Raw genomic sequence first — 12,984 nt, forward strand, 5'->3', positions numbered from 1 at the left:
TGAAAAACTTTCTCTCAATGTGACTAAGTACATATCAGCTATTTGCTCAATTATAGGTATAGGAAGCCATTCAAGCTTTCTAATTCTTTCTAATTCCAGCTTCTTTTGCTTTTTGCGCCCAAAAATCATCGTTTTGCTTGCTTATCCGTAGAAATCTAAGGATTTCTATCGCTTTACTCCCAATGAAGAGAGCCTCATTGCTCGTTGTCCTCTTCCTAAGGGTAGCAAAATGGCTATTTCTCAAATAATCAACCAAACCAATGGTAAACAGTTTATCTCATTATCATCTACATCGGTGCGGCTACTGTCGTCGGATGGAGGTGATGTCAATCACTTATTTAGCGGTCAAATACCAGAGCGTCACTATGAGCAACTTTCTTGTTGGCTTAATTTAAAACCAAACGAGGAAAAGGATTTAACGGCACAAACATTTGCAACGCTAAAGACCACAAATTACACCCAAAAAGATCCCCTATTCACTTTAAGGACTGTCCGAAGAATGTTACAGGATAACGGTCTTCTCTTTGTCTATGATATATCCCAAACCCCTGATATTGAGCAATATGTGAAGATTCTGTTTTCTTGTGCTGGATTTATTGTATTAAATAACATTGGCAACTGCTGGATTCTTTGCAAAAGAGCCTTACTTTCTTTTGATGTGCCAAAGGTCAAAGGTTATCTGGTCAAGGAAGCGGAAACACCGGCAGAAATTGAATCCTATTTCTTATTTCTCAAGAATCGCTATCCTGATTCACAAAATTATTGCAAAGAAATCGACGATTTATTTACTCACCAATCGGTTATTTTTCTAGCCTATCCTGAACAGAATCCCTCTCAGGTAATCGGTGTTGCACGTTATACCTATTCTCTGGCTGAATATGGCTACTATTTGCCTTGTCAACTGGCAACATTTTGTGAAGGAAAACACACAGGAAAGCATTTGATGTTACCCAAAAATGTAACAAGCATCGGAGAAAGTCTCTCTCTCTATGATGAAAAGGGAACTGGCAAAAAAGGAACAAGTTATCTTGTTTATCAGCAATTGATTCGAGCTATCTTGACTTACAAACATGATATTGCTCACACTGAAATTTCCTACACGACTTATCCAAAAGGGGACGAAACCATTGAAGCACTGTATAAAGAACGTTTTGGATTTAAGCACACTCTACACGATCATGAAAAAGTTTGCTTAAAATATGGAACATTTGCCGGTCAATGGTATCTCATTGAACTGGAGCAGTGGATGATTAAGCATCAGTACCACAACGCTGACCAGATTTTTCATAAACACAAGGAAGCGTTTGCAGTGTGAAGTCTAGCTCAATAGGTTGCCAATAAATACTAGATTTTGGGAACTTAAGGTAAATTATCCTGAAAATTGGCTATATCCTTAAGTGTCCCGAAGTCGAACTAGAGTCTTAGCGACGCAATGCCTTATCCCACAAAGACTTACAGCTTTTCAAAAAAAATTTGCATCGGGGAAAGTCCCAAGTTTATACCATAGAAAGTATCCATAAGGCTGATCACACGAAATTCAAGAGAGTCGCAGAAATTAAAGCGTAAAGGGCAAAAGCTAAAATCCAAACCGATATGCAAACACACGATGCCAACAAATTCAGTATTCTAGTAGGAAATCTTTTCAGAGCAAGGTTTCCCTATTTGTATATCCCAACTTGGGAAGAAGAAAGAGTGATTAATATCCTTCGCTCGGTTGCTACTGAGGCCAGCAAAATTCGCACAACTCGGAATTGTTTTGTGTGGAAGTTGACAACAGGGATGACAGCGGATAATAAACAATCCAGTCAAGCTGAAACCAATACACAGAGCAAACTATTAGAACCAATTAAAGCTCTTGAGTTCATAGATAACTATGCCGAGCCTGCTATCTTTATCCTAGTAGATTTCCATGTGTACTTTGGTGAACGAGGTAAAACGCCCGATTACCAGATTATCCGCAAACTACGCGATCTTTCTGCTAGATTAAGACGCAGCAGTAAGCCGAAAAATGTTGTTTTTATTGCTCCTACAGTTGTTTTGCCCAATGAATTACAGAAAGAGGTCACAATTGTTGACTTTGAGTTGCCATCTTTTGAGGAAATTAAGGCTGTTTTAGAGGAGATGATTACAGCAAATCGGCAAAGTGGCAAAATTATTATTGAGCTTAACGACGAGGAAACTGAACGTTTAGCCAAAGCAGCATTAGGTTTGACTTTACAGGAAGCGGAAAATGCTTTTGCTCGTGCAATGGTCGAAGGCGGAAGACTCGACATTTCAGACATTGAGATTATACTTGAAGAAAAACAGCAAATTATCAGAAAAACAGGCATTTTAGAATTTATTAAAAGTACCATCAATCTAGAGGATGTAGGAGGACTCGAAAATTTAAAACGCTGGCTTAGTAAGCGTAACAAATCTTGGCAGGAATCAGCACAGCTTTATCATATTCCTCCACCAAAAGGCGTATTGATTACAGGTGTCCCTGGCTGTGGAAAAAGTTTAATTGTTAAAGCGATTAGTGCTATGTGGCAATTGCCATTACTGCGCCTAGATATGGGTAAAGTTTTCAGTGGTTTAGTTGGCAGCAGTGAAGAGAATATGCGTCAAGCTATCAAAACTGCTGAGGCGATCGCTCCTTGTATTCTCTGGATTGATGAGATAGAAAAGGGATTCAGTAGTGTTTCTGGTTCTGGCGGAGATGGTGGCACTTCTACTCGTGTTTTTGGTACTTTTCTGACTTGGATGCAAGAGAAAACAAAACCTGTTTTTGTAGCAGCGACCGCCAATAATATACACAGTTTGCCACCTGAACTACTTAGAAAAGGTCGTTTTGACGAAATTTTCTTTGTCGATTTGCCCACTTTACATGAAAGAAAGGAGATTTTTCGTGTTCATCTAAACAAACGTTTACAAGAGCCTGAAGTGTGTGGCAATCTACAGCTAAACGAAAATTTTCTAGTTAGTTTAGCTCAGATAACTGAAGGTTTTGTGGGTGCGGAAGTTGAACAAGCGGTAATCTCAGCCCTATTTGAAGCATTTGCTGAGAATCGTAGTATCGAATCTGATGATTTTTCCCTAGCCATAAAAAACACTGTACCACTTTCAGTCACACAAGCTGAACAAATTCATGCTATCCGAGAATGGGCAAACGTGAGGGCTGTAGCAGCAACCAGCAACCAAGACAGATCAGGTTACGACCAAAAAGTCGAAAAAGCTGATGTTGACGTTCGGGTGTCACGAGGCGGCAGAACTATTGATTTCTAAAGGAGAAATAATTTTATGTCTATCAGTCTTTTATTACTTCCAGTTGCTTTAGCTTTAAGAGCAATAGTTGGCAAAGATAAATTAGAAGAATGGGCAGCTTCTTCACAAAATAAAGTTCCCACTAATTTCAAGGATGGTAATGAACTAGAACGTTTTGTTATAGGTGCTGGTTACGATGCAGAAAAGTGGGGAAGTAGTTATAAAACCCATCTACAAGGAGAAAAAGATTTCTTTTTCTGGGATTTAATAGATGGCCAATGGGTTGCTGTGTTTAGAAAATCTACTCCAGATGATGTACTTAATCGCTTTATTAAGGCTGTAGAAAAGCGTGGTGGTCGTCAAATTTTTTATGCTACTAATGATTCCACCAGTCAATCAGTTAAATCAGCTAAAACGATTGAACCGGTGGAATCAACAAAATCTGAAGTATTTCCTACAAACTTTCGAGATAAAAATCTGTTACGTCAAACCTTAATAAAGTTTGGTATGCTTCCCAAAGAAACAATAAATGGCGAGTTGATTTGTAATGTTGGTCCAACCTCCTTGTGCTTTTTTCCTTCCGATGATGGTTCGTTTTTTGTTGAAGTTAACGCCAAAGAACTGAAGTTAATTTACAACAGCTTATCAACCATTGATGAAGATTACAAGCTTCAAATCCAAAAGGAAACTCTCGAATCACTGAAACAAAGAGCTAAAGAGCGAAACCTTGTTATTGAAAGCGAAGAAGTACAAGAAGACAATTCTATACTTTTGACATTAACAATTAATTCTTGAGGAGGAATTAAAAAATGAAAGATCAAGAAGAGGTTTACTTCAATGAATCTGGACTTAAAGTGACAGACCGAAATGTTTATTTAGCAAATAAAACACTCAAGACAGATGAAATTGTCAGCTTTAAAAAAGAGGAGATACCAGCTAAAGTACATCCTGTTTTATGGCTGCTTCAGCTTGTTATTGTTGGGATAATGGTATTTCATTTATACACAACTTACCAAAGCAATATCTTTCTTTTTGTTTTAGCATTGATTTTTATTGTTTTTGTTGGAGCTATGCAGTTTACGTCTATAGTAACAATTAAGCCTAGCAAAACTGTAATGGCAATCATCCTTTTTGCGGGTTGTCTTATTTTAACTTGGCCAATATTTCCACGAATCTTTTTTTATTTGGCTCTGATAATAAGTAGTGGAGCTATAAGTGGTGGTAGTAAAGAAAATGAACCGAGTCAAGAAAGACTGATTATCACCAGTGCGTCTGGACAGCATACAGTGGAACCTTTTAGCAGGAGAGAAGCTACTTTAGCTCTAGATGCAATTGAAAAGGCGATAGAAGCCGCCGAAAATTACAAAAATCTTCGAGAAAATAATTATAGTTTAAGAGTATCAGGTGAAACTTATGGTCCGTATGATTTAGATACCGTTCGGCATTTGCTTACTACACGCCAAATAAATCCTAATGGATGTCTATTTTGGAAGCCTGGAATGATAGAATGGACTCCAATAACAGAGATTCGACAACTAAGAGAATTAATTCCACCCTCCACATTAGAAAATATACAAAAACCAACAGAGACTATATCTAAAAAGACAGAAAAACAATATTCTTCTCAACAAGAAAAAGCTGTTGAATTTGAACCTGTTGAATTTGAACCTGTTGATTTGAATAATGCTCCCCTAGAAGATTTACTTTTATTGCCAAATATGACAATAAACAAAGCCGAAAATCTAATCAGAGAACGTGAATTGCGTTTAGGATTTAGTAGTATTGAGGAAGTTGCCGAATTTTTACAATTACAACCTCATCTAGTAACAAAGTTAAAAGCAAAAGCTGTTATTCTTGCTTACCAATCTGAAAATATTTCAGACGCTCAAGATCAACGTCTAATTGATTTTTAATTAATAACTTAAGGAGAGTCAACTATGTCTAAAAAAATACAACTTCGGATTTTCCCTGATGGTCGCGTACAAGCAGAAGTTCAGGGTATTAAAGGCAAAGCTTGTACCGACTATATTGAAATTTTAGAAGAAGTTCTCAATGCTGAAGTATATGAGTCTTCCTATACTCCTGAATATTACGAGAATCAAGAAGTTTGGTTAAGTCAACAAATAGACGAAACCGTACAGGATAGAAGTTAAAAGGCTTCTAGTTTGTTCATCAATTGCTAACTCTATTAACATAATCTTGGCTTTTTCTATGGAATTACGAATCAATAAGTTTTTGCCTCATACGCGGGCTGAAGGACCCGGAGAACGTGCTTGTATTTGGGTTCAAGGTTGTCCAATTCGATGTCCTGGCTGTGCTGTTCCTTGGACGTGGGAAGATAACGGTGGCAAAATTGTTGAAACAGAACGTCTTTTCGAGCGCATTCTCAGCAGTCCAACTATAGAAGGAGTAACCTTTGTCGGTGGCGAACCTTTTGCCCAAGCTGCGGCTCTAGCTCATCTTGGTCAATTGTTACAAAAAGTAGGCTTGTCAGTTGTCACTTTTACTGGGTATCTTTATGAGAATCTTAGCACCAGTTCTCGGCAAGATTGGCATAATTTACTTGCAGTAACCGATTTATTAATTGACGGTCCTTATCGTCAAGATTTAAATGACATAAATCGTCCTTGGGTTGGTTCTTCTAATCAACAATATCACTTCCTTTCACCGCGATACTTACACATGAAAAATACTTTAACCAACATTGCCAATCGTTTAGAAATTAGGATTTATCAAGATGGTCAGATATTTCTTAATGGGATGGCTAGTAGTGAACAGATAGAGAGTTTAATTAACAACTCTGGCTTTTACATATCGTCGGCTACAATACCTAGTGACCGATAAATTTTATCGTTTTCTTTGTACTACAAACTTTACCAAGAGGTGAATTTATGCCTAACGAATTTGTTCCCAGTGACGCTGAATTACAACATCATATTAATCAGCTTGAAGCAAAAGCTGCTGCACACCAAGCAGAAGCTAACAAATATAGTGAAATGGCAAAGGGTGCTAGTGATCAAGAGCGTAAGGCTCTTATAGAAAAAGCTAAACAGGAATATCGAGATGCTCAGAATTGTAGAAGTCAAGCTAATGATTTGAGGAAACTTCTCAAACAACGACAAGACCAACAAAGACAAAAATTTTCTGAAGCTACAAAAGAAGTTATGAAAGCAAGAGAAGAAGTTAATCGTCAAAAAAATGATGGTACTAAAGAAAGACTTAAAAGCGAAAAAGATCATCAGGTGCAAAGTATTTTAAAAGACAAAAAAGAAAGAGAAGAAGCTGCCCGTCAAAAAACCCTTGAAGAACAAAGACAGAAACAAATGCAAGAAGTTGCTAGAAATGCTGCTAGTTTAAGTCAACAACCAATGACACAATTACCTAGCAATCAAAGAACTCAAGGATAGAGGAAAAAATCATGTCTCAAGATCCATTTAACTTAGTGTTTAAAATGTTTGAAATATCTATAGCAGTAGCAGGTAAAATACTGCTAATGTTTTTCAACATTGTTCGTCGCTATCCCTTTCATTTCTTAACAGGTTTGCTATTTGTTCTCGCTGCTAAATATCTTGTCCCTCAATTAACCGTTGATTATCTTGCTCTGATTTTTGGGGTTGGGTTTATAGCAGCAATGATCTTTCAAGTAAAAAGCTTTGCTCTTCCTTCTAAAAGTTCAGATAGAAAAAAAATTGGTGGTGGACAAGCTACAGCACGTTGGTCAAATGAAAAAGATATGGAAGCCTTAAATCTATTTGATTCTCAAGGTCTTGTGCTAGGAAAAATTACGAAAAAGAAAGGAATGATCTCACGAAAAACACAATCAGATTCACTACTACTTAGATTTAATCAAGATTGGAGTGGCTTTGAAGGCAATTTAATAACTATTGCTCCCCCCGGTGCGGGTAAAGGTGTTGGAGTAGTTATTCCTAATCTTTTAACCTATCCCGGCTCAGTTATTGTTACAGATCCTAAAGGAGAAAATTATGCAGTAACAGCATTTGCACGCCAACGCATGGGACAAAATGTACTTTGTTTAGATCCTTTTGGAATTTGTGACAAAAAAGATCAGGCTCAATTGAATCCTTTAGATCTTTTAGATCCTGATGAAGATGACTTAATAGATGATGCTAGAACTTTAGCAGATTCTTTAATTTTAAGACCAAAAAGTGAGCAGGGTAATAACAAATATTTTAATGATGAAGCAGTTACTCTTTTAACTGGATTTATTCTCTATGTCGTTTGTGAATCCCCTGAAGAATCGAGACATCTAGGAGAGGTAAGAAAACTACTCACTTCTCCTCCTGATGAATTAGCTTTTCACCTTAACATGATGGAAAGCTCTTCTTATGCTCATGGAATAATTGCCAGAACCGCATCTGGTTTTAAACAATTACCAGTAGACACCGCTTCTAGTGTCCTTTCCACTGTTAAAAGTAACACTGGATTTCTTGATTCTCCCAGAGTTATCAAGTCTTTATCTCGGAGTAGTTTTGATATTAAAGACCTCAAAAGAACAGGTAATGTTTCTATTTATTTAGTTTTACCTACTGATAAATTATCATCCTATTCTCGCCTACTCCGATTATGGATAAGTACGGCTATTCGAGCCATTTTAAGTGTTCAAGGTAAACCGAGACATCGAGTTTTATTCTTACTAGATGAAATGGCACAATTAGGTCGGATGGATTCTCTAAGAGATGCTGTTTCAATTGTCAGAGGTTATGGCGCAACTATTTGGACAATTTTACAAGATTTATCTCAAATAAAAGCACTTTATCCCAATGATGAATGGCAACCATTTATTTCTAGTAGCAAGGTGCAGCAGTATTTTGGGGTCGCCGACTTAGAGACGGCCAAATATGTCTCAGAAAAGCTAGGCAAAACAACAATTGAAGTGATATCGACTAGCGAGGGTCAAAATCAAAGTTATGGTCAAGTTGGTGGCAATAGCACAAGTTCTGGAACTACAAGAAACCAACAAGTTAGAGACCTTCTACATCCTGATGAAATCATGAGAATGAATCGCAATGAACAAATAATTTTTATTCAAGGTCACGATCCAATTATGGCAAAAAAGATAGAATATTTCAGAGAACCTTACTTTCAAGAAATGTCCTGTGACAATCCCCAACACGAATCAGTTTAGTAAAAATGTTAAACTACTTAAAACTCCAAACTATTTTTTCAGAGAGAGCCTTTTTAGCAATTGTCGCCGAAACCTATGAAAGCTCTAAAACAGAAACAGGTGGAATTTTCTTGGGAATAAAAACAGTTAATATATGGTACATTCTCGAAACATTAGATCCAGGCATACATCCTATTTTTCAACCAGGTTATTTTGAATATGATACTGAGTATATTAATCATTTATCTAAGAAAATAGGAAGATATTATCAGGAACCTATAGAACTTCTTGGACTTTGGCATAGACATCCAGGCAGTTTTGATTACTTTTCCTTAACTGATGATACAATTAATAAAAAATATGCTTCTCAAAATTCTGATGGAGCTATTTCTGCCCTAGTTAATCTTGACCCTGATTTCCGATTAACGATGTACCATGTTTTAATTGAACCCGATTCTTTATCACGCCCTCAATATACTAAAATTCCTATAGAAGTAGGCGACCACCTCATCCCAGAAAAATTTTTAACCCTCAAATCCTTCCCAGATTCCTTAGAAAATATTAATCAACATTGAAAATATAGCTATAATGAGAAAAATTATCTTCATAGATTATGCCAAGACTAAATACAAGTGATACAGTTAAAGAACAACTTTCTCTTTTGTTAAGAAGATTATTAACGTATGTAAACGGTGAATTAGTAGATCAAGCTTATTGGTCAGATAAAATAATCTATAACTGGTTAAAATATGATAAACCTCACCCAAAACTAATTGTCAAAACAGAATTAAAGGTTTTGGTAGATTTTTGCAACGCTGATACTAAAAAAACATCAGTTATTTCCCTCACTACAATTCAGATGAGAAATGTTCTTGATGTTTTAAAAGATTGGGGAATCCTTACAGATCATCGCACGAATCCTCAAGGATCACGACAAAGGCACTTCACCCTCAACCTTTGGAGTTCATTTACAGAAGAAAATTTGTGGAAATTTGAGGAAGAATGGGATAAGCGTAAATCTCCCGGTCTTGAAAACTCATCGGTTAAAACAGAAATAAATTATGATAATTTCGGATTAATTCCTGATACTTCTCAGATTTATGGGAGAGAAAAAGAACTAGAATTATTAAAACAAAAGTTTTTTCAAAATAGTCCCCCGTGTAAAATTATCGGAATTTTCGGAATAGCAGGAATCGGAAAAACATCTCTTGTCTGTAAACTGATTGAGCAAATTCAAGAGGAATTTCCCCGTGTTATCTATTGGTCTTTTTTGAATCCTCCTTTACCCCTAGAATTTCTGGAAAATATAAGTAATATTATTTCACAGAATATTAGTTTTAAGACAGAAGATAAATTTAAAATAAAACTGATAAAATTTATCAAGATACTAGCCAAATATCGTTGTTTATTATTTTTAGATAATATTGATGCGATTATTGAGCATGAAAACTATCGAGAATATAGCGAAATTTTACAAGCAATTGGTCAGTCAAAGCACAACAGCTGTTTAATTATAACCAGTCGAAAAATTCCTCAAGAACTTGAATCGTTAGCGGGAAATAAGACTTCAACCTATTTCCTAGAGTTACAAGGACTTGACTATCAAACTGGACGACAAATTTTGGGAGATATTGACACCTTTCATGGTTCAGAGGATGAATGGCAATTTTTAATTCAACAAGTCTGTCACGGCAATCCTTTATTCATCAAATCTATCGCTCATCATATTCAACGATTTCATCATAATAATCTCTCGGATTTTCTTTTAAAAGGTAATCTTCTGATAAAAAAAGTCGAGTCTATTTTAAATTCTTACTTTCAGCAACTATCTAATTTAGAAAAAGCGATTATTTTTGAGTTAGCGATTAATCGAAATCCAGTTTCTTTGTCGGAGCTAGAACATAATATTATCATTGAACCTGACGGTAAAAGTATCCAAGAAGGAATTAGATCATTATCTAGCAAAATTCTGTTAGATAAAAAAGATGACTACTTTACCATACATCCTCTACTGATTGAATATTTCACTCAAAAAATTATTACCATAGCAACAGAAGAAATAAAAACTGAAAAATTCCAATTATTAAGAAGTAACTCCTTGACTAAAACCACTGTTCCTGATTATCTAAGAAAGATTCAAATTAATGTTATTTTACACCCAATAATCAAGAACTTAATCCATAATTTTCAAGAAAACAATCTGGAAAGCAACCTAATCGATTGTTTAAAGACATTAAAACATCAATCTTCTGGACAAATTGGCGGCATTGCTGGCAATATTATCAACTTACTTAATATACTGAAAAATGGTCACTTAATCGGCTACGATTTTTCTCATATCTCTATTCGACAAGTCGATTTCTCAAACATTAGACTCAACCAAGTAGATTTTTCCTATTCACAGTTTTTTGACTGTATTTTCCCTCAAACTTGTGGCAGTATTTTATCAATTTCTTGCAGTCAGTTTAATCGCTCTTTTCCAAGAGAAGAGCTTTTAGCAACTGGTGACAGTCATGGGATGATTTACCTCTGGAAAGTCAAACAAGATGGAAAATTAGAATTAAGCAAAAGTTTTCCTGCTCACGGAAGTTGGGTGTGGTCAGTAGCCTTAAATTCCGAGGGACAGTTACTAGCGAGTGGGGGACAAGACGGAATTATTAAAATTTGGTCTATTACAACAGATCTATCTATAAATTGTCATTCTTTGCCCCACCCTTCTCAAAAACATTATGCTCCTATCAGAGCCGTTACTTTTAGTGCTGATAGTAAGTTTTTAGCCACAGGAAGTGAGGACAAAACCATCAAAATATGGTCAGTTGAAACAGGAGAATGTCTCCACACCCTTGAAGGACATCAAGAACGAGTGGGTGGTGTTACTTTTAGTCCAAATGGTCAACTTTTAGCCAGTGGCAGTGCTGATAAAACCATCAAAATATGGTCAGTTGACACAGGAAAATGTCTCCATACTCTTACAGGACACCAAGATTGGGTTTGGCAAGTTGCCTTTAGTTCCGATGGTCAACTTCTAGCCAGTGGAAGTGGGGATAAAACCATTAAAATATGGTCTATTATAGAAGGAGAATATCAAAATATTGATACTTTAGAAGGACATGAAAGCTGGATTTGGTCAATTGCTTTTAGTCCAGACGGTCAATATATAGCCAGTGGAAGTGAAGATTTTACACTGCGATTATGGTCAGTAAAAACCAGAGAATGTCTTCAATGTTTTAGGGGATATGGCAATCGATTATCATCGATTACTTTCAGTCCCGATAGTCAATATATTTTGAGTGGGTCTATAGATCGATCGATCCGATTATGGTCTATCAAAAACCATAAATGTCTTCAACAGATTAATGGTCATACTGACTGGATCTGTTCAGTAGCTTTTAGTCCCGATGGAAAAACATTGATAAGTGGAAGTGGAGATCAAACGATTAGATTATGGTCAGGGGAAAGTGGCGAAGTAATTCAAATTTTACAAGAAAAAGATTATTGGGTTTTATTGCATCAAGTCGCAGTTAGTGCGAATGGTCAACTGATTGCTAGTACCAGTCACGATAACATCATTAAACTTTGGGATATTAGGACAGATGAAAAATACACTTTTGCTCCAGAACATCAAGAGCGCGTATGGTCGATCGCTTTTAGTCCTAATAGTCAAATGCTGGTAAGTGGTAGTGGAGATAATTCTGTTAAGCTTTGGTCGGTTCCGAGAGGATTTTGTCTCAAGACTTTTGAGGAACATCAGGCCTGGGTATTATCAGTAACTTTTAGTCCTGACGGAAGATTAATAGCAACTGGTAGTGAAGATCGAACTATAAAACTCTGGTCTATTGAAGATGATATGACTCAATCTTTGCGGACTTTTAAAGGTCATCAAGGAAGAATTTGGTCTGTTGTCTTTAGCTCTGACGGTCAGCGATTAGCCAGTTCAAGTGATGATCAAACGGTCAAAGTTTGGCAAGTCAAAGATGGTAGATTAATTAATAGTTTTGAAGGTCATAAGTCTTGGGTATGGTCAGTAGCTTTTAGTCCCGATGGGAAGTTACTAGCAAGTGGAGGGGATGACGCAACAATCCGAATTTGGGATGTTGAAACAGGTGAACTTCATCAACTCCTGTGTGAACATACTAAAAGTGTCAGGTCAGTCTGTTTTAGTCCCGACGGTAAGACATTGGCCAGCGCAGGTGAAGACGAGACGATTAAACTTTGGAACCTAAAAACAGGAGAGTGTCAGAACACTTTACGCTCTCCTAGACTTTATGAACAAACAAATATTAAGGGAGTAGAAGGGTTGAATTATGAAACGAGCAACACCATGAAAATTTTAGGAGCTTTTCTGTCACGTTGAAAAAAAGATAGAAGTTAGCCAAGGGAGTCTCAATGAGAGGTAATCCCGATCTGAAAATCCCTAAAACCACACTTCATAATTCAGGCTCTTCGGTTTGTGTTATGCAATGGACGAGGGTTATAAGGGATGGAACCTTTATGTAGAAAGGCATTTGGCGATTTTTGTCAATTGTTTTTGCTCTAGAGCGAACTAATCAATTAAGTCTCTTGCCAGATAAGGATTTAGTCGATTTATGCCCCCCTATTGAACCATACCAAGTAAC

The 12,984-nt window shown here is 36.5% G+C and carries 10 protein-coding genes; all 10 read left to right on the forward strand.

Translation table 11 applies throughout. The annotated features are described in order from the left end of the window. Positions 1-229: 229 nt before the first annotated feature. The 10 genes from IM509_RS02240 (at position 230) to IM509_RS02285 (ending at position 12,722) form a co-directional block, all read left to right on the forward strand. Positions 230-1,315: a hypothetical protein gene (locus IM509_RS02240; RefSeq protein WP_185237213.1), complete on the forward strand. Its 1,086-nt coding sequence runs from the start codon at positions 230-232 to the stop codon at positions 1,313-1,315. Between the two features lie 278 nt (positions 1,316-1,593). Then, the gene (locus IM509_RS02245; protein ID WP_185237212.1) at positions 1,594-3,264 is read left to right on the forward strand and encodes a Ycf46 family AAA ATPase; all 1,671 of its coding nucleotides are present in this window, start codon (positions 1,594-1,596) and stop codon (positions 3,262-3,264) included. Positions 3,265-3,279: 15 nt separating this feature from the next. Then, a complete protein-coding gene (locus IM509_RS02250; RefSeq protein ID WP_185237211.1) occupies positions 3,280-4,038 on the forward strand; it encodes a hypothetical protein in 759 nt (252 codons plus the stop codon). Positions 4,039-4,052: 14 nt separating this feature from the next. Beyond that, positions 4,053-5,156 (forward strand): GYF domain-containing protein, encoded by a 1,104-nt coding sequence (locus IM509_RS02255; protein ID WP_185237210.1) that lies wholly within the window; start codon positions 4,053-4,055, stop codon positions 5,154-5,156. Positions 5,157-5,180: 24 nt separating this feature from the next. Continuing rightward, complete coding sequence (locus IM509_RS02260; protein WP_185237209.1) at positions 5,181-5,396, forward strand: DUF2997 domain-containing protein; 216 nt, start codon at positions 5,181-5,183, stop codon at positions 5,394-5,396. A gap of 58 nt (positions 5,397-5,454) precedes the next feature. After that, positions 5,455-6,087 (forward strand): 4Fe-4S single cluster domain-containing protein, encoded by a 633-nt coding sequence (locus IM509_RS02265; protein WP_185237208.1) that lies wholly within the window; start codon positions 5,455-5,457, stop codon positions 6,085-6,087. Positions 6,088-6,134: 47 nt separating this feature from the next. Further along, positions 6,135-6,650, forward strand: a complete 516-nt coding sequence (locus IM509_RS02270; RefSeq protein WP_185237207.1) for a hypothetical protein — start codon at positions 6,135-6,137, stop codon at positions 6,648-6,650. Positions 6,651-6,661: 11 nt separating this feature from the next. Next, entirely contained in the window at positions 6,662-8,389 is a 1,728-nt protein-coding gene (locus IM509_RS02275; protein WP_185237206.1) for a type IV secretory system conjugative DNA transfer family protein, read from the forward strand. 5 nt (positions 8,390-8,394) lie between these two features. Continuing rightward, positions 8,395-8,943, forward strand: coding sequence for a Mov34/MPN/PAD-1 family protein (locus IM509_RS24285; RefSeq protein ID WP_185237205.1), 549 nt, complete (start codon positions 8,395-8,397; stop codon positions 8,941-8,943). 38 nt (positions 8,944-8,981) lie between these two features. Beyond that, complete coding sequence (locus IM509_RS02285) at positions 8,982-12,722, forward strand: WD40 repeat domain-containing protein (RefSeq protein WP_185237204.1); 3,741 nt, start codon at positions 8,982-8,984, stop codon at positions 12,720-12,722. Positions 12,723-12,984 lie beyond the last annotated feature (262 nt).

Origin of the sequence: Microcystis sp. M31BS1 (assembly GCF_020245285.1) — a bacterium.
GTDB lineage: Bacteria > Cyanobacteriota > Cyanobacteriia > Cyanobacteriales > Microcystaceae > Microcystis > Microcystis panniformis.